The sequence below is a fragment of the Amycolatopsis sp. lyj-109 genome (assembly GCF_046548995.1).
Lineage (GTDB): Bacteria > Actinomycetota > Actinomycetes > Mycobacteriales > Pseudonocardiaceae > Amycolatopsis.
This window is the reverse complement of the sequence record NZ_JAJPWR010000008.1, coordinates 228,158-246,231: the sequence shown is the minus strand read 5'-3', so window position 1 is coordinate 246,231 and position 18,074 is coordinate 228,158. Positions and strand designations below refer to the sequence as shown.

The 18,074-nt window shown below is 70.7% G+C and carries 17 protein-coding genes; 12 read left to right on the top strand and 5 right to left on the bottom strand.

The annotated features are described in order from the left end of the window. Positions 1-36: 36 nt before the first annotated feature. From ACLJQF_RS20230 to ACLJQF_RS20205, 6 genes are all read left to right on the top strand, one after another. Positions 37-2,019 carry a maltotransferase domain-containing protein gene (locus ACLJQF_RS20230; RefSeq protein WP_410610674.1) on the top strand — a complete coding sequence of 661 codons (1,983 nt, stop codon included), beginning with the start codon at positions 37-39 and terminating at the stop codon, positions 2,017-2,019. A gap of 38 nt (positions 2,020-2,057) precedes the next feature. Continuing rightward, entirely contained in the window at positions 2,058-3,887 is a 1,830-nt protein-coding gene (gene treS, locus ACLJQF_RS20225) for a maltose alpha-D-glucosyltransferase (RefSeq protein ID WP_410610673.1), read from the top strand. Positions 3,888-3,892: 5 nt separating this feature from the next. After that, positions 3,893-5,272: a maltokinase N-terminal cap-like domain-containing protein gene (locus ACLJQF_RS20220; RefSeq protein ID WP_410610672.1), complete on the top strand. Its 1,380-nt coding sequence runs from the start codon at positions 3,893-3,895 to the stop codon at positions 5,270-5,272. Then, positions 5,269-7,476 carry a 1,4-alpha-glucan branching protein GlgB gene (gene glgB, locus ACLJQF_RS20215; RefSeq protein WP_410610670.1) on the top strand — a complete coding sequence of 736 codons (2,208 nt, stop codon included), beginning with the start codon at positions 5,269-5,271 and terminating at the stop codon, positions 7,474-7,476. The genes ACLJQF_RS20220 and glgB overlap by 4 nt, the downstream gene beginning before the upstream one ends. Positions 7,477-7,567: 91 nt before the next feature. Continuing rightward, positions 7,568-7,960, top strand: coding sequence for a hypothetical protein (locus ACLJQF_RS20210; protein ID WP_410610668.1), 393 nt, complete (start codon positions 7,568-7,570; stop codon positions 7,958-7,960). 40 nt (positions 7,961-8,000) lie between these two features. Continuing rightward, entirely contained in the window at positions 8,001-9,194 is a 1,194-nt protein-coding gene (locus tag ACLJQF_RS20205; RefSeq protein ID WP_410610666.1) for a hypothetical protein, read from the top strand. 55 nt (positions 9,195-9,249) lie between these two features. Here ACLJQF_RS20205 and ACLJQF_RS20200 read toward each other — a convergent pair whose 3' ends face one another. Then, complete coding sequence (locus tag ACLJQF_RS20200; protein WP_410610665.1) at positions 9,250-10,647, bottom strand: RNA polymerase sigma factor; 1,398 nt, start codon at positions 10,645-10,647, stop codon at positions 9,250-9,252. Between the two features lie 172 nt (positions 10,648-10,819). Beyond that, positions 10,820-11,587, bottom strand: a complete 768-nt coding sequence (gene ppgK / locus ACLJQF_RS20195) for a polyphosphate--glucose phosphotransferase (protein WP_410610896.1) — start codon at positions 11,585-11,587, stop codon at positions 10,820-10,822. A 64-nt stretch (positions 11,588-11,651) separates the two neighbouring features. Here ppgK and ACLJQF_RS20190 point away from each other — a divergent pair, with 64 nt between their 5' ends. After that, entirely contained in the window at positions 11,652-12,470 is an 819-nt protein-coding gene (locus ACLJQF_RS20190; RefSeq protein ID WP_410610664.1) for an inositol monophosphatase family protein, read from the top strand. A 182-nt stretch (positions 12,471-12,652) separates the two neighbouring features. Here the strand turns inward: ACLJQF_RS20190 and cei are convergent, their stop codons facing one another. Beyond that, a complete protein-coding gene (gene cei / locus ACLJQF_RS20185) occupies positions 12,653-13,336 on the bottom strand; it encodes an envelope integrity protein Cei (protein WP_410610662.1) in 684 nt (227 codons plus the stop codon). A 514-nt stretch (positions 13,337-13,850) separates the two neighbouring features. Here cei and ACLJQF_RS20180 point away from each other — a divergent pair. Further along, positions 13,851-14,159: a DUF4193 domain-containing protein gene (locus ACLJQF_RS20180; RefSeq protein ID WP_013224476.1), complete on the top strand. Its 309-nt coding sequence runs from the start codon at positions 13,851-13,853 to the stop codon at positions 14,157-14,159. A gap of 158 nt (positions 14,160-14,317) precedes the next feature. On the opposite strand, the gene ACLJQF_RS20175 is transcribed toward ACLJQF_RS20180, so the two are convergent. Further along, positions 14,318-14,800 (bottom strand): DUF3093 domain-containing protein, encoded by a 483-nt coding sequence (locus tag ACLJQF_RS20175; protein ID WP_410610661.1) that lies wholly within the window; start codon positions 14,798-14,800, stop codon positions 14,318-14,320. 24 nt (positions 14,801-14,824) lie between these two features. Between ACLJQF_RS20175 and dut the strand changes: the two genes are divergently transcribed. Continuing rightward, complete coding sequence (dut, locus tag ACLJQF_RS20170) at positions 14,825-15,328, top strand: dUTP diphosphatase (protein ID WP_410610660.1); 504 nt, start codon at positions 14,825-14,827, stop codon at positions 15,326-15,328. Then, on the top strand, positions 15,328-15,990 hold the full coding sequence (locus ACLJQF_RS20165) for a DUF3710 domain-containing protein (RefSeq protein ID WP_410610658.1): 663 nt from the start codon (positions 15,328-15,330) through the stop codon (positions 15,988-15,990). Before dut ends, ACLJQF_RS20165 begins: the two co-directional genes overlap by 1 nt. A 56-nt stretch (positions 15,991-16,046) precedes the next feature. Here the strand turns inward: ACLJQF_RS20165 and ACLJQF_RS20160 are convergent, their stop codons facing one another. Further along, positions 16,047-16,760 (bottom strand): alpha/beta fold hydrolase, encoded by a 714-nt coding sequence (locus ACLJQF_RS20160; RefSeq protein ID WP_410610657.1) that lies wholly within the window; start codon positions 16,758-16,760, stop codon positions 16,047-16,049. 107 nt (positions 16,761-16,867) lie between these two features. Here ACLJQF_RS20160 and ACLJQF_RS20155 point away from each other — a divergent pair, with 107 nt between their 5' ends. Next, on the top strand, positions 16,868-17,248 hold the full coding sequence (locus ACLJQF_RS20155) for an OB-fold nucleic acid binding domain-containing protein (RefSeq protein WP_003074944.1): 381 nt from the start codon (positions 16,868-16,870) through the stop codon (positions 17,246-17,248). Positions 17,249-17,338: 90 nt separating this feature from the next. Continuing rightward, positions 17,339-17,989, top strand: coding sequence for a DUF3159 domain-containing protein (locus ACLJQF_RS20150; protein ID WP_410610894.1), 651 nt, complete (start codon positions 17,339-17,341; stop codon positions 17,987-17,989). Positions 17,990-18,074: the final 85 nt, after the last annotated feature.

The window sequence follows — 18,074 nt, the reverse complement described above, 5'->3', positions numbered from 1 at the left end:
GTCTGCGTCCAACCGACACATCGAGGGGCGTTGCCCATGACCGGCCGGCTCGGCATCGACGACGTCTCCCCCAGCGTGAGCTGCGGCCGGTATCCGGCCAAAGCCGTTGTGGGGGAACACATCCCGGTCTTCGCGACCGTCTGGCGCGAGGGTCACGACGCCGTCGCGGCCACCGTCGCGTGGCGCGGCCCGGAAGACCGGCTCACGCGCCAGACGCGGATGGTGCCGCGCGGCCCCGACCACCCGGACGAGTTCGCCGCGGTGATCGCCCCGGACACCACCGGCCTGTGGACGTTCCGGATCGACGCGTGGGGCGACCCCTGGGCGACGTGGGAGCACGCCGTCGAGGTGAAGGTCGCCGCCGGGCAGGGACCCGAGGACCTCGCCAACGACCTCGAGAACGGTGCCCGGCTGATCGAGCGCGTCTCGCGCCGCCCCGACCGCCGGGGCGAGAAAGCGCTCCTGATCGGCGCGGTGAAGGCCCTGCGCGACGAGGAGCGCAGCCTCGCCGAGCGCGTCGGGCCCGCGCTTTCGCCCGAGATCCGCCAGGTCATGCACGAGTTCCCGGTGCGGGAGCTGATCACCAAGGGCAAGCCGCGCAAGATCTGGGTCGACCGCCGCCGCGCCGCGTACGGCTCCTGGTACGAGCTGTTCCCCCGCTCCACCGGCGGGCTCGACGCCGAGGGCAAGCCGGTGCACGGCACCTTCGCCACCGCCGCGACCGCCCTCGACCGGGTCGCGAAAATGGGCTTCGACGTCGTCTACCTTCCGCCGGTTCACCCGATCGGGCGAGTCAACCGCAAGGGGCCCAACAACACGCTCGACGCCAAGCCGGAGGACGTCGGCTCGCCGTGGGCGATCGGCGCCGACGAGGGCGGGCACGACGCCATCCACCCCGACCTCGGCACCTTCGAGGACTTCGACACCTTCGTCGCGCGGGCCGGCGAGCTCGGCATGGAGGTGGCCCTCGACTTCGCGTTGCAGGCCGCGCCCGACCACCCGTGGGTCCTGAAGCACCCCGAGTTCTTCACGACCCGCCCGGACGGCTCGATCGCGTACGCGGAGAACCCGCCGAAGAAGTACCAGGACATCTACCCGATCAACTTCGACAACGACCCCAAGGCCGTCTACGAAGAGATGCTGCGGGTCGTCACCGTCTGGGTCGACCACGGGGTGAAGATCTTCCGGGTCGACAACCCGCACACCAAGCCGCCGGATTTCTGGGCCTGGCTGATCCAGTCGGTCAAGGACGCCCACCCGGACGTGCTGTTCCTGGCCGAGGCGTTCACCCGCCCGGCGCGCCTGTGGGGCCTGGCCCGGCTCGGCTTCACCCAGAGCTACACGTACTTCACCTGGCGCACCGGCAAGCAGGAACTGATCGACTTCGCGATCGACCTGCGGGAACACTGGCACGAGGGCCGCCCGAACCTGTTCGTCAACACCCCGGACATCCTCCACGAGTCGCTGCAGCGCGGCGGCCCGGGCATGTTCGCGCTGCGGGCCGCGCTGGCGGCGACGATCTCGCCGACGTGGGGCGTCTACTCCGGGTACGAGCTGTTCGAACACGTCCCGGTCCGCGAGGGCAGCGAGGAGTACCTCGACTCCGAGAAGTACCAACTGCGCCCGCGCGACTTCGAACGCGCGCTCGCCGAAGGGCGTTCGCTGGAGCCGTGGCTGGCGAAGCTGAACGCCGTCCGCCGCGCGCACCCGGCGCTGCAGCAGATGCGCACCCTGCACTTCCACCACATCGACAACGACGCGCTGCTGGCCTATTCCAAACAGGACCCGGCCACCGGCGACACCGTGGTCACGGTCGTCACCCTCGACCCGTACGGGATCCAAGAGGGCACCCTGTGGCTCGACACCGCGGCGCTCGGCTTCGAAGCGCACGAACGGCTCATCGCCCACGACGAGGTCACCGGCGACACCTGGGACTGGGGCCCGGCGAACTACGTCCGGCTCGAACCCTGGCGGGCGGTGGCGCACGTGGTCTCGGTGAGACGCCGGCTGGCCGGCTGAGGTGGAAGGACAGGGACTCGAGGGACGAGGTGGAATTCATGGCGGATGAGGTCCGGCCCGACGCGCGCCGCGACGCGGCGGCAGCCGCACTGGGGCTGGAGGGCGTGCCGCACACCGGCGAGGCGATGACCGCGGACGGCATGCTGGTGGAACCCCAGGCCGGGGACTTCCGGTCGGCGCAGCAGGCGCCGAGCAACCCGGAGTGGTTCAAGGGCGCGGTGTTCTACGAAGTGCTGGTGCGCGCGTTCGCCGACTCCAACGGCGACGGCACCGGTGACCTGCGCGGCCTGGCCGGGAGATTGGACTACCTGGCCTGGCTGGGCATCGACTGCCTGTGGCTGCCGCCGTTCTACGCCTCGCCGCTGCGTGACGGCGGGTACGACATCAGTGACTTCCGCGCGGTGCTGCCGGAGTTCGGCAGCGTCGAGGACTTCGTCTTCCTGCTCAACGAAGCGCACCGGCGCGGCATCCGGGTCATCACCGACCTGGTCCTCAACCACACCTCGGACGCGCACCCGTGGTTCCAGCAGTCCCGCAGCGACCCCGACGGGCCCTACGGCGACTACTACGTGTGGAGCGACGACGACTCGCGCTACGCCGACGCCCGGATCATCTTCGTCGACACGGAAACGTCGAACTGGACGTACGACCCGGTGCGCGGCCAGTTCTACTGGCACCGGTTCTTCTCCCACCAGCCCGACCTGAACTTCGAGAACGTCGACGTCCAGAACGCGATGATCGACACCCTGCGGTTCTGGCTGGACCTGGGCATCGACGGGTTCCGCCTGGACGCCGTGCCGTACCTGTTCGAGCAGGAGGGCACCAACTGCGAGAACCTGCCGCGCACGCACGAGTTCCTCAAGCGCTGCCGCAAGGTCGTCGACGACGAGTACCCGGGCCGGATCCTGCTGGCCGAGGCCAACCAGTGGCCCTCCGACGTCGTCGAGTACTTCGGCGACCCGGCGGTCGGCGGCGACGAGTGCCACATGGCGTTCCACTTCCCGCTGATGCCGCGGATCTTCATGGCGGTGCGGCGCGAATCGCGGTTCCCGATCTCGGAGATCATGACCCAGACCCCGGAGATCCCCAGCGGCAGCCAGTGGGGCATCTTCCTGCGCAACCACGACGAGCTGACCCTCGAGATGGTCACCGACGACGAGCGCGACTACATGTACGCGGAGTACGCCAAGGACCCGCGGATGAAGGCCAACATCGGCATCCGCCGGAGGCTCGCCCCGCTGCTGGACAACGACCGCAACCAGCAGGAGCTCTTCACCGCGATGCTGCTGTCGCTGCCGGGCTCGCCCGTTTTGTACTACGGTGACGAGATCGGCATGGGAGACAACATCTGGCTCGGCGACCGCGACGCGGTGCGCACCCCCATGCAGTGGACCCCGGACCGCAACGCCGGGTTCTCCTCCTGCGACCCGGGCCGGATCTACCTGCCGGTGATCATGGACCCGGTGTACGGCTACCAGGGCCTGAACGTCGAGGCGCAGTCGAACAACGCGTCGTCGCTGCTCAACTGGACCCGGCGGATGATCGAGGTGCGCAAGGAGCACCACGCCTTCGCCGAAGGCGAGTTCATCGACCTGGGCGGGTCCAATCCGAGCGTGCTGGCCTACAAGCGACAGTGGCGGCGCCCGGACGGCGGCGAAGACGTCGTGCTCTGCGTGAACAACCTCTCCCGGTTCCCGCAGCCGGTGGAGCTGGATCTGTCCGCGCACCGCGGGTGCACGCCGGTGGAGCTCACCGGCGGCGTGCGGTTCCCCAGCATCGGGGACCTGTCGTACCTGCTGACGCTGCCCGGGCACGGCTTCTACTGGTTCCAGCTGACGAGCCCGGGAGACGAAGGCGAAGCGAGGTGAGTCCCTTGTCCGACCCGCGAGAGCTGGTCGACGAACTGACCGGCGACCTGAAGCGCTGGCTGCCGGAACAGCGGTGGTTCGCCGGCAAGGACCGGCCGGTGACCGGCGTCCGCACGCTCGGCGTGACCGAGCTGGTGTCCGGCGATCCGCAGCTGCTGCATGTCGTCGTCGAGGTCGCCCAGGACGACCGGCGCGAGCCCTACCAGCTGCTGGTGGGCCGGCGGACGCACCCGCCGGAGATCGCCTCGACCAGCTGGATCGGGGCGGTCGGTGACCTCAACGCCTACGAGGCGTCCGGCGATCTGGACGTCACCGGCGTGCTGCTGGACCTGATGGCCCGCGAGGACCAGGTCGGGTCGCTGGTCTTCGAGCACGAGCCCGGCGTGGAGCTGGAGACCGGCCTGCGGGCGCGGCCGATCACGTCGGAGCAGAGCAACACGTCCCTGGTCTACAGCGGGCAGTACATCCTCAAGCTGTTCCGGAAGCTGTCGCCGGGCAAGAACAAGGACCTGCTGCTGCACCGCGCGCTGCAGGGGGTGGGCAGCAAGCACATCGCGCCGGTGCTCGGCTCGATCACCGGCGACCTGGACGGCGAGCCGACCACGGTCGGCATGCTGCAGCAGTTCGTCTCGGACGCGGTCGACGGCTGGGCGATGGCCACCACCAGCGTCCGCGACCTGATGGCGGCGCCGGAACTGCACGCCGGGGAGGTCGGCGGCGACTTCGCGGGCGAGGCCGAGCGGCTCGGGCGCGCCGTCGCCGAGGTGCACGCGGACCTGGCCGAGGCCCTGGGCACCGAGCCGGTCGACGCCGACGAGCTGGAACGCTCGGCGAAGGCGATGCTCGAGCGGCTCGACACGATCGCCGCGCGGGTGCCGGAGCTGGCCCAGCACGCCCCGAAGCTGCGGGCGGCGTTCGAGAAGCTGAGCACGCTGCCCACCGGTTCGGTGACCATGCAGTACATCCACGGCGACCTGCACCTCGGTCAGGTGCTGCGGACGGTCGGCGGCTGGCTGCTGATCGACTTCGAGGGCGAGCCCGCGGCCCCGGTCGAGGAACGCCACGCGCTCCGCTCGCCGTTGCGTGACGTGGCGGGCATGCTGAGGTCGTTCGACTACGCGGCCCAGCAGATGCTGGTCGGCCAGCCGGACGAGCCGGCGCTGGCCGAGCGCGCCCACGAATGGTCGGAGCGCAACCGGGCGGCATTCTGCGAGGGCTACGCCGCGATCGCGGCGGACCCCCGGGAACAGGGCGAGCTGCTGCGCGCTTTCGAACTGGACAAGGCGGTCTACGAGGTGGGTTACGAGCACGCGAACCGGCCGGACTGGCTGGGCGTGCCGCTCGCCTCGATCGCCCGGATCACTAGCGGAGGGACGACATCGTGAACGCGGCTCCCGAAGGCCTCCCGGCCGCGGCCCCGCCGGCCGCGGACATCGACCGGCTGCTCGCCGGGTCCCACCACGACCCGCACTCGGTGCTGGGCGTGCACGCGGTCGGCACCGGCTTCGCCGCCCGGGCGCTGCTGCCCGGCGCGAAGGGCGTCACGCTCTGCGCGGGCTCGAACCGCTACCCGATGGAGCCGGTGATCGACGCGCTGTTCGCCGTCGCCGTGCCCGAGCACCCCGGCGACTACCGGCTGGAGATCGAGTACGACGGGCACACCGTCGTCGCCGACGACCCGTACCGCTGGCTGCCCACGGTGGGCGAGCTGGACCTGCACCTGATCGGCGAGGGACGGCACGAGCGGCTCTGGGAAGCGCTCGGCGCGCACCTCCGGTCCTACGAGACCCCGAACGGGGTCGTCGAGGGGACGTCGTTCGCGGTCTGGGCGCCGAACGCCCGCGGCATCCGCGTGATCGGCGACTTCAACGGCTGGGACGGGCGGGGGCACCCGATGCGCTCGCTCGGCTCCTCCGGGGTCTGGGAGCTGTTCGCGCCCGGCGTCGGCGTCGGCAGCTGCTACAAGTTCCGGATCCTCGGCGCGGACGGCAACTGGCACGAAAAGGCCGACCCGATGGCGTTCGCCACCGAGCAGCCGCCCGCGACCGCGTCGGTCGTCACCAGCTCGGCGTACCTGTGGGACGACGACGAGTGGGTGGCCACCCGGGAAGCGACCCAGTGGGCCGCGGCGCCGATGAGCGTCTACGAGGTCCACCTCGGTTCGTGGCGGCCCGGCCTGGACTACCGGGAGCTGGCCGACCAGCTGGGCGACTACCTCGTCGAAACCGGGTTCACGCACGTCGAGCTGCTGCCGGTGTCGGAGCACCCGTTCGGCGGCTCGTGGGGCTACCAGGTGACGTCGTACTACGCGCCGACGTCCCGCTTCGGCTCGCCGGACGACTTCCGCTACTTCGTCGACCGCCTGCACCAGCGGGGGATCGGCGTGCTCGTGGACTGGGTGCCGGCGCACTTCCCGAAGGACAGCTGGGCACTGGCGAAGTTCGACGGCACCGCGCTGTACGAGCACGCGGACCCGCGCCGCGGCGAGCAGCCCGACTGGGGCACGCTCGTGTTCGACTTCGGCCGCAACGAGGTCCGCAACTTCCTGGTCGCCAACGCGCTGTACTGGCTCGACGAGTTCCACCTCGACGGCCTGCGCGTGGACGCCGTCGCGTCGATGCTGTACCTCGACTACTCCCGCAAGGACGGGGAGTGGCTGCCCAACCAGTACGGCGGGCGGGAAAACCTCGACGCGGTGCGGTTCCTGCAGGAGCTCAACGCGACCGTCTACAAGCGACACCCGGGTGTCGTGATGGTGGCCGAGGAGTCGACGGCGTGGCCGGGTGTCACGCGTCCGACGCACCTCGGCGGGCTCGGGTTCGGCTTCAAGTGGAACATGGGCTGGATGCACGACACGCTCCGGTACTTCTCGCACGAGCCGATTCACCGGGCTTACCACCACAACGAGATGACGTTCTCGCTGGTGTACGCGTGGAGCGAGAACTTCATGCTGCCGCTGTCGCACGACGAAGTGGTGCACGGCAAGGGATCGCTGTGGGGCCGGATGCCGGGTGATGCCTGGAACAAGGCGGCCGGCCTGCGGTCGCTGCTGGCGTTCATGTGGGCGCACCCGGGCAAGCAGCTGCTGTTCATGGGCGGCGAGTTCGGGCAGCCGGGGGAGTGGTCGGAGCAGCGGTCGCTGGACTGGCACCTGATGGACGAGCCGCTGCACCTCGGCGTCTGGGAACTGCTGCGGTCGCTGAACACGGTGTACCGGTCGTCGCCGGCGCTCTACAGCCAGGACACCTCCCCGGACGGCTTCGCCTGGATCGACGCGAACGACTCGAGCGGCAACGTGCTGAGCTTCCTCCGCATCGGTGCCGACGGCTCGCGGCTGGCTTGCGTGGCCAACTTCGCCGGGGTCCCGCACCACGACTACCGCGTCGGCCTGCCTTCGGCGGGTCGCTGGCTGGAGGTCGTCAACACCGACGCCGAGGCCTACGGCGGATCCGGGGTCGGCAACTTGGGCGCGGTGGAGGCGACGGAGGAGCCGTGGCACGGCCAGCCGGCCTCCGCGGTCCTTCAGCTCCCCCCGTCCGGAGTCCTCTGGCTCGTCGAAGAAACCCCACCGGCCCCGGATCTCCCGTGACCCGCCGCCAAGGAGGGCACTTTCACGTGAAAGTGCCCTCCCTGGTGCCGAAGGGAGGCCGCTGGGCTTCCCGCGGGCTTACCATCGGGGGATGGACGGCTCCGGTGGCGTCCTCGCGAACCTGATTCTCTTCGCCGTGGTGTGCCTCGCTCCCACGGTGCTGTTCTGGTGCGCGCTGCGCGTGCCGAAGCTGGTCGAACGGATCCGCGAGAAACGCACGTCGCCGCAGCCGGAAGGTCCGCCGATCGAACGCGTCGCCGCGGACCTGCGGCGGGTGCACCGGCTGCTCGCCGGCTACCCGTCGGGGACGCCGGCCGCGCGCCGGCTCGGCACCCGGCAGGCGTACGACGAACTCCTCACCGTGGCCTGCCGCCAGATCGGCGTCCCGCACCGGCTCGGGGAACTGCCCGAGGGCATGGACCGGGAGATCGAACGCCTGCGCGTCGAGCAGTCGCTACGGGAGCGCGGGCTGGCCGTGCCCTGACTTGTACCGGTCGTGTACGCGCGGCGGGCACGCTGCCGCCATGCGATTCCTGATCGGCTTCGTGGCGCTGCTCCTGCTCGGCCTCACCTCGACGGCTCAGGCGGCGGCGAACTTCCCCCGGCTGGACGCGGCGACCGTCGACGGCTTCCGGCTCACCGCGGGGGACACCTTCACCGCCTACGGCGCCCGGATCGCCGCCCTGGACGCGAAACTCCCGCCGCGGGGCCTCGGCTCGCTGCTCGCCGACACCAACCGGAAGGCCCGTCCGCTCTGCCACGGCACCTACCTGGCCACGGCGCTGAAGCCCGCGGGCTTCTGCTGGGAGAACGCAAACGACGACCAGACCAACGACTGGATCCCGCAGGGCCTCACCGGCTCGGGCGACGCGGACCCGGCGACCGGAACCGTGGGCGGCAAGCGCGTCGTCGCGACGTCGTGGCACACCCCGGGCGACACGATGGTCCGTTTGTCCTTTGTGGACGCGAACGGGCTCGGCTACCGGCACGTCCTGCTGGTGGAACCGACCTCCGGCACGGACTTCCGGGTCGTCACCGGCCACGGGCACGGCCTGACCTGGGTCGGCAACCGCCTGTTCGTGGCGACCACCGGCGGCCTGATCCGCGTCTTCGACACGACGCACTTCTGGAAGGTCGACGCCGGCGCGGGGACGGTCGGCCTGGGCACCGGCGGCAAGTACCATGCGGCGTTCTACGACTACGCGATGCCGCAGATCGGCGCGTACTGGTACCCGGGCGGCGGCGCGTGCACGACGGCGACCGACGTGCGTCCCTGCCTGTCGACGTTGTCGTTCGACCACACCGATTCGACGTTCGTGACGGCCGAGCACGTCCCGTCCGCGGCGGGCGGCCGGATCCTGCGCTGGCCGTTCGACGCGGCCTCGGGCGGGCTCAAGACGTCGTCCGACGGACTGGTCCACGCGGTGGCGGGCTTCTCGTCGCCGGTGTGGGGAATGCAGGGAGCGGTGTCGCGAGACGGCTACTTCGTGCTGACGGGCGTCTGTCCGGAATACGCGGGAGTGGCGGGCGATCACCCGTCGTGCCTGCACGGCGGCGTCGGCGGCGCGTCGACGTCGAGGCTGGCCGGGCAGGCACCGGTGAACAGCCAGAACCTGTCCTACTGGCCGGCCACGGGCGAACTGTGGCTGATCAACGAGCAGCTGCGGGACCGCGTGGTCGTGCACGTCCCGTGGACGACGCTCACCGGACGGCCCTGAACAACGGAAACCCCGCCACCGTGAGCCGGTGGCGGGGTTTCCGTAACGAACAATCTCAGTCCAGGTAGTCGCGCAGGACCTGGGACCGCGACGGGTGACGCAGCTTCGACATCGTCTTCGACTCGATCTGCCGGATGCGCTCCCGGGTCACCCCGTACACCTGGCCGATCTCGTCGAGCGTGCGCGGCTGGCCGTCCGTGAGGCCGAAGCGCAGCCGGACCACGCCCGCCTCGCGCTCGGACAGCGTCTGCAGCACCGACTGGAGCTGGTCCTGCAGCAGCGTGAACGACACCGCGTCCACCGCGACGACCGCTTCGGAGTCCTCGATGAAGTCACCGAGTTGCGAGTCGCCCTCGTCGCCGATCGTCTGGTCGAGCGAGATCGGCTCACGCGCGTACTGCTGGATCTCCAGGACCTTCTCCGGGGAGATGTCCATTTCCTTCGCGAGCTCCTCGGGCGTCGGCTCGCGGCCGAGGTCCTGCAGGAGTTCGCGCTGTATGCGGCCGAGCTTGTTGATGACCTCGACCATGTGCACCGGGATGCGGATGGTGCGGGCCTGGTCGGCCATCGCGCGGGTGATCGCCTGGCGGATCCACCACGTGGCGTACGTCGAGAACTTGTAGCCCTTGGTGTAGTCGAACTTCTCCACCGCGCGGATCAGGCCGAGGTTGCCCTCCTGGATCAGGTCCAGGAACGCCATGCCACGACCGGTGTAGCGCTTGGCCAGCGAGACCACGAGCCGGAGGTTCGCTTCCAGCAGGTGGTTCTTGGCGCGCTCGCCGTCACGCACGATCCACTTGAGATCGCGGCGCATCTGGGTGACGAGCTTCTCGCCCTCCTCCTCGGCGGTGCGCACCCGCTCGGCGGCGTAGAGCCCGGCCTCGATCCGCTTGGCCAGCTCCACCTCCTCCTCCGCGTTCAGCAGCGCGACCTTGCCGATCTGCTTGAGGTAGGCACGCACGGAGTCGGCGGACGCGGTGAGCTCGGCGTCCTTGCGCGCCTGGCGCAGCGCCTCGGACTCCTCCTCGTCCCAGACGAAGTCCGGGTTGTCGCTCTTGGCCGCGGCCTTGTCGGCCGCCGCCCCGCGACGCCGCTGAGCCGGGGTCTCCTCGTCCGACTCCTCGTCGTCATCGTCGTCGTCGGCCGAGTCGGCGTCCGGTTCTTCGGTGACCGTCTCGTCGACGACGTCGACCTCGACCTCTTCCAGGTCCGACAGGTCGGGCGTACCCAGTTCGTCTTCCTCGAGCTCGGGACCGTCGGGCTCGCCGTCTTCGGTCTTCGCGCCCTTGGTGGCGGGCTTCTTCGCCGGAGCCTTCTTCGCCGGGGCCTTCTTGGCCGTGGTGGTCTTGCGGGCCGCAGGCTTCGCCGTCCCGGTGGCTGCCTCTTCGGCCGGCTCGCCGGCTGCGGTCGCTGTCTTCGTCCCGCCTCGGGTTGCGGTTCTTGCGGCTGCCACTTACGCCCTTTCGCAGCGGTCGATCACGACGAGCAACGGCCTGGGGCCACTGCTGCCTCACATTCGGGGATCACGCCTCGGCCTGCGGTTTTGACCTCCGCAGCCGTGGGCCGTGTTCCATTGTAACGACGGTACGCGCATGCGGTGCGAAGCGATCACCCTCAGCGCCGAATCAGTGCTCGATGCCCTCCGTCGCGGCGGCCGCGGCGCCGACGATCCCGGCGTTGTTCTGCAGGCTCGCCACCAGCACCGGAGTGCGGATGTCCAGCAGCGGCACCCATTTCTCGGCCTTCTTGCTGACCCCGCCGCCGACGATGAACAGGTCGGGCCAGATCAGGTTCTCCAGCACGGTCAGGTAACGGTGCACGCGCTTGGCCCATTCGGGGTAGGAGAGCCCCTCGTTGTCCTTCACCGAAGCGGCCGCGCGCTTCTCGGCGTCGTGGCCGTCGATCTCGAGGTGGCCGAATTCGGTGTTGGGGACGAGCTTGCCGTCCTGGAACACCGCGCTGCCGATGCCGGTGCCGAAGGTGAGCAGCGCGGTCACGCCCTTGCGCGCGACCGGGTCGCCGAAGCGGATCTCGGCCATGCCCGCCGCGTCGGCGTCGTTGAGCATCGCGATCTGATCGACGCTGCGGCCGAGCCGCTTGGCGAACAGCGCGTCGGCGTCGGTGCCGATCCACTGCTTGTCGATGTTGGCGGCGGTGTGCGCGACGCCCTTCTTGACGACCGCGGGCAGCGTGACGCCGACCGGGCCGTCCCAGCCCGCCTGCGTGACGACGTCGTGCACGACGTCCGCCACCGCCGACGGCGTGGACGGCTTCGGCGTCTCGATCCGGATCCGGTCGCCGATGAGCTGGCCGGAGTCCAGGTCGACCAAGGCGCCCTTGATCCCGCTGCCGCCGATGTCGATGCCGAAACCTCGGCGGGTCGCCTCCACCACGGACGTGGTCCCTTCTCGCACGATTCAGAAGCCTGCCTCGGAGACTTTAACCGGATGTGGTGACATGTCGGACGTGGGAGTTGACGAGACGTTGCTGAAAAGCGTCGCGGTGCAGGTCGCGACGGAAGCCGCCGCATTGGTCCGCGAGGCCTGGACGGGTATGGCGGAGGGCCGGTCGGTGGCCGTGGGCACCAAGTCCGGGGCCACCGACGTGGTGACCGCGGTGGACCACGAGTCCGAACGCCTGGTGCGGGATCGGCTGGCGGCGCTGCGGCCGGGCGAGCCGGTGCTGGGCGAGGAAGGCGGTGGTGCCGCGGGCGACGGCGTCACGTGGGTGGTCGACCCGATCGACGGGACGGTCAACTTCCTCTACGGGCTGCCGTGGTTCGCGGTCTCGGTGGCCGCGCAGGTCGGCGGCGAGTCGGTGGCCGGAGCGGTGGTCGAGCCGGCGAGCGGCCGGGTGTGGTCGGCGGCCCGCGGGCAAGGCGCGTACCTCGACGGACGGCGGCTGGCGGTGTCGGCGCCGGAGCGTTTGGAGGTGACGCTGGTCGGAACCGGTTTCGCGTATTCGCGCGAGCGGCGGACGCGGCAGTCGCGGTTCGCGGCGGAGCTGCTGGGGCAGGTCCGGGACATCCGCCGCAACGGGGCGGCGTCGCTGGACCTGTGCGCGGTGGCGGCGGGCTGGCTGGACGCGTACGTGGAGCACGGCCTCAACCGCTGGGACTGGGCGGCGGGGGCACTGATCGCGGCCGAGGCGGGCGCGGAGGTGTCGCTCCCGGGGACGGCGCCGGAGCTGGGCGCGGACGCGACGTACGCGGCGGCGCCGTCGATCGCGGACCCGCTGCGGAAGGTGCTGACCGACTGCGGGGCGGCGGAGGTCTGAGCGGTCCGGCTGACTCGCGAGCCGGCCCCCTTCGCGCGGGTCCGGAGGGTCTTGAATGACTCATTCAGGACGTCCGAGGTCCTGAATGAGTCATTCAAGACCTTCGGCGACCAGAACTGTCGGTGCCCTCCGGTAGCGTGGAAATCGGGGGGCGCCCCCGCGGCCGGGTGTTCGGCGCAGGGTCAGCAGGCCGCGTCGCGGGCCGAGGCCAGCAGCGTCTGGTCCACCACCGGTGCCTTCGCGCCCGCCGACTGCTCGTTGCCGCCGCCACCCTGGTGCGCCTTGGACCAGTCCGCGAGCTGCGTGATGATCTGCCGCGCCTCGGCACGCGGCCGCAGGTCGCCGAAGAGGGTGCCCGTCACCACGTCGACACTCGCGTCCTTGCGGTTGTCCTGGACCAGCTCGGCGCACGGCACCACCAGGCTGAGCGTCCGGGCCGCGGTGACGCCGTTCTCGCCGAAGCGGATCTGGCCGCGGCACTTGGCCTCGCGGTTCTCGTACGCCGGGTCGTTGGCCGGTTCGGCGGCGCTGGTGAAGCCGAGCTCGCGCAGCGCCGTGGTGGTGATGCCGCCCTGGCCGCGGCTGCCCGAGGCGTTGAGGACCCGGTAGGCGACCTTGTCCGGCGGGATGGGCGCGCGGTCGTCGAGCGCGTTGTGGGGCAGGGTGCTGAACGTGACGCCCGGCGGCGGGCTCGCGGGCGGGTCGCACTTGACGGCCTCGTCGACGTCACCCTTGCCGATGGCGGCGTTCACCCAGACGACGATCGCGCCCACGGCGAGCACGCCGATGACGATCAGCGCCGGCAGCGGCTTGTGCTTGCGATACGGCCGCGTCCCACGGTCCCCGATGCCGTTCCCCGACGCCACCTGCCCGTCCCTTCCCGAACACCGAAACCGGCCGTGCGTACCGGGCACCGCCGAGGCCGATCAGCCTAGGCGCTGCGACCGGCTCGCGTCGTCCCGGGTCACCCCGTGGGTTCCCGTGTCCTGCCTGCGGTACCGGGCCCCAGCCGGACCGATCCCCGTGGCAGCGATCGCACCACGCCGGGGTCGGCGGGGGCAAGCGGACAGAGGTCGCGCGTGAAGTTCTCCACCTGCGGGCAACCCCAACGGACGACAACGCGTCTTACCTGCAGGTTCCCCCTGTCGGGTGACGATTCCCCGGCAATGTCTGACTCGTTGCAGAACCCGGACAGCGGTGAGCTACCCTTCCCGGGCTCCGGCCGCAGGAAGAGGCCCGAAAAGAAGAGACCTCGGTCACTTCGGCCGTCGGGCACAAACAGGGGCCCTGGAACGTTGACCAGCGGCACGGCGGACTTCCGGGCGCATCCGGGAGTCCGGGAAATCGACTACACAAGCTGATCGCAGGGGTGAGGGACACATGGCTACCGACTACGACGCTCCGCGCCGCAGCGAAGCCGACGAGCTGGCCGAAGACTCGTTGGAGGAGCTCAAGGCCCGGCGGAACGAGAACCAGTCCGGCGTCGTCGACGTCGACGAGGACGCGACCGCCGAGAACTTCGAGCTGCCGGGTGCCGACCTCTCCGGGCTTTCCGGTGAGGACATGACCGTGAAGGTGGTGCCGAAGCAGGCGGACGAATTCACCTGCTCCGTGTGCTTCCTGGTGCACCACCGCAGCCGGCTGGCCGAGGACAACGGCGGACGCCTGATCTGCCGCGACTGCGCCTGAGAAGCGCAGAGGGGTTCTCGGACACAGGGGACGAACAGACGCGACGGAGAGCCTCGAGGACACTGCCCGACCGGCAGTGAGGGGGAGGCTCGAAGCGCGCTGGGGACAAGGGGGCCGGCCGGCAGGCCGGCCCCCTTCCCATGTCCGGGCGCCGGGCTTCAGCCGGCTTTGAGCAGCTCGGCGACCTTTTCCGGGTGCCGGGTGCTGAACAGCCAGTACGGCGTCGGGTCGTTCGCGTCGGTGAGGTGCACCTTCACGACCGGGCCGACCCAGCCGCGGTGCAGCACGTAGGCGGCCGGGTCGCCGTCGCGCCCCAGGGCCTTGCGCTTGGCTTCCTTGTCGAAGACCTCCACCTCGCCGGCGAACCGCAGCGGCAGGTGGGCGTCGCCGACCCACAGTTCCGGCTCGTCACCGCCGGTGATCCGGACCTTCGACCGGCCCAGCGACAGCAGCAGCGCCACGACGACCGGCAACGCGATCACGTACGGCAGCCACGCCCGGATCCCCGGGTACCCGAGGTCGATCTCGGCCGCGAGCAGGACCGCCCCCAGCACCGGCAGCGGCCAGCCCCACCACGGGACGTAGAGCCGTTCGGAGTGCTGCACCGCGGCGTTCGCGGCCGTCTTCGCTGATTCACCCACGGGTAGAGAGTAATCTCGCCGCCCGTGTCCAGCGTTCAGGTACTCCTCTCCCGGCTCGATCCGGATGTCCCGCTGCCCGCCTACGCCCGACCGGGCGACGCGGGCGCCGATCTCGTCACCACCTCGGATATCGTGCTCGGACCCGGGGAACGCGGTGTCGTCGGCACCGGCGTCGCGATCGCGCTCCCGCCCGGGTACGCGGGGTTCGTCCACCCTCGGTCCGGTCTGGCCGCCCGGGCCGGCCTCTCCGTGGTGAACACCCCGGGGACGATCGACTCGGGCTACCGCGGCGAGATCAAGGTCTGCCTGATCAACCACGACCCGGTGCATCCGCTGGAGCTGACGCGCGGCGACCGCATCGCCCAGCTGGTCGTGCAGCGGGTCGAGCACGCCGAGTTCGTCGAGGTCGACCGGCTCGACGCGACCGAGCGGGGCGACGGAGGCTACGGCTCCACGGGTGGACACGCCACACTGGGAGCACCGGCGCTCGCCGCGAGCGCCGCCACGGGGGAAGGAACGGAGAAGTAGTGGGGATTTTCGGACGCAAGCGGCGGACCGAGGGCGGGTCCGCCGGACGGCACGCCGCGCCCGAGGCCGACGACACTTTCGAGGACGAGGCGTACGAGGACGAAGGGGAACTTTCGGACGTCTCCGACGGCCCGTTCGACGTGGCCGACTTCGACGACGACGGCATCCCGCGGATCGACCTCGGCTCGGTGAAGGTGCCGGTGCCCGACGGTTCCCAGGTCCAGGTCGAGATGGACCCGGAGGCCGGGGGCGTGCGCGCGGTGCACGTGGTGACCGAGCAGGGCCAGATCACGGTCAGCGCGTACGCCGCGCCGCGCTCGGGCGGGCTGTGGGGCGAGGTCAGCTCCGAGCTGGCCGAGCAGCTGCGGGCCGACGGCGCCAAGGTCACCATCGGCCGCGGCGTGTGGGGCCTGGAGATCTCGGCCATCATCAACGACGTCGCGCTGCGCTTCGTCGGCGTCGACCGGCCCCGCTGGATGCTGCGCGGCGTCATCGCCGGCCCGCAGTCGGAGGCCGCGGCGGCGGTCGAGGTGCTGCGCGAGATCGTCCGGCGGACCATCGTCGACCGCGGCGATGCGCCCATGCCGGTCCGGACCCCGCTGACCATCACGCTGCCCGAGGCGGTCGCCGAGCACATCGCGGCCCAGCAGGAGCAAGGCTGATCGTCCCAAGCTCGTGAAGGCCACCTTGAGGAACTTGTACTTCCTGAAGGTGGCCTTCACGGCTTTCGCAGGGCCTGCAGGAAAGCGAGGACGGTCGCCCGGCCGAGGGACTCGCGGTCCGCGCCCAGCGCCGTGAGCGTCGTCTCGCCGAGGGCCGCGCGGGGGAGTGCGCCCGCCCACTCCGATGCGACTTTCGTCGGGTGGATCGGATCGTCGGTGCACGTCCCGATCCCGGCCGGGACAGCCAGGTCCGCGAGCTCGCCGAGGGTGGGAGACGGGCGGTTCGCCGCGACGCGCAGGCCGGCCGCCAGCCCGTCGCCGTGCCGCCGCCACGCCCGGTCCAGTTCCGCCCGCAGCCAGCCCGGGCTGCCTTCGGTCTGCGCCAGCGCCGCGTCGACGCCGGAACCGGCCACCAGATCCGCCGTCAGCGTCGCGGCCAGCGACGCGGGTGCCAGGCCCGGGACGCCGTTCCAGGCCGGGAGCGCGGCCAGCAGGCCCCCGCAACGGGCCGGGTGGCGGACCGCCCACTCCGCGGCGAGGTGGGCGCCGAAGGAGATACCCCCGACGAGGAGTTCGCCGTGCTCGTCCGCGAGCGCGTCGAGGGCCGCCAGATAGCCGTCGGCGAGCGCCGCGCCTGGGGGCGGGGGTGGCGCGATGAGCGGGACACCGAGGGCGCGCAGGGGCCGTTCGAAGACGGCGCGGACGAACACCTCGTCCGAGCCGGTGCCGGGCAGCAGCACCGCGACGGGAACTCTGATTGCGGACGTCACGTTGCGATCTTTGCGCAAAGGCGTTTCCCTGGCGGGGACCGCAGTACGCTGGAATTCGCACGGGCCGCAAACAACCACGTCGGGGGCCCCGGAGCACAGGAGCACCTATGTCCGCCAAAGACGGCGGCTACTTCAGCCGGTTGGTACGCAAGCTGACCAGCGACGTCGAGGATCTCGACGCCGACGAAATGTCGATGAGGTCGGGCGCCGAAGGGGCGCAGCGGGCCTGTGACTGCCGCTCCGGCGAAGAGGTCACCGTGATGGGGCGGCTCCGCAGCGTCGAACTGTGCCCGACCAACGAGGCCGCCACGCTGGAGGCCGAGCTGTTCGACGGGACACAGGGCGTGACGCTAATCTGGCTCGGCCGCCGCCGGATCCCGGGCATCGAGCCTGGCCGGACGATCAAGGTGCGCGGCCGGATGGCCGAGCGTGACGGCCAGAAGGTGCTGTACAACCCCTATTACGAGCTCCAGAGCCCAGTGAGTTGATCACCTATCGTGACTGAACCCACCCCGACACCCGCCCCGACCGAGAAGAAGACCGACTCGGAAGAGCCGCAGCCGACCCTGCTCGAGCAGATGGGCGGGGTGTCCGGCCTGATCTATTCGTCGGTGCCGGTGATCGTCTTCGTGCTGGCGAACGCGTTCTTCGGCCTGACCGCGGCCATCTGGACGTCGGTAGGCAGCGCGGTGGCCATCACGGTGCTGCGGGTGGTCCGCAAGGAGCCCCTGCAGCCGGCGATCTCCGGCTTCTTCGGCGTCGCGATCGCGGCGTTCATCGCCTACCGCACGGGGTCGGCGAAGGGCTTTTTCCTGTTCGGGATCTACGCGAGCTTGATCTACTGCGGCATCTTCGTGCTGTCGGTGGTGGTGCGCCGGCCGATCGCGGGCGTGATCTGGAACCTGCTCAACGGCACCGGCCAGGCGTGGCGCAAGGACAAGCCGTCCCGCTACGGCTACGACGTCGCGACGCTGGCCATGGCGGCGATCTTCGCGGCCCGATTCGTCGTGCAGCGGTGGCTCTACCAGGAGGACTACACCGGCTGGCTGGCCTTCGCGAAGATCGCGATGGGGTACCCGCTGTACGCGCTGGGCCTGCTGGTCGTCGTGTGGGCGGTCCGGCGGTCGGACAAGCGCCTGAAGGCGCTGGCGGACGAGGAGCCCGCGCCGGAGACGGACGCGGAGGTCGAAGCCCGGCTGCGCGAGAAGTACGCGACTCCGGAAGCCTGATCCCGCGCGCCCCAATGTGGCCTTCGGTGCGTCTGACGCACCCAAGGCGGCCTTCGGTGCGTGAGACGCAACCAAGGCCGCCTTG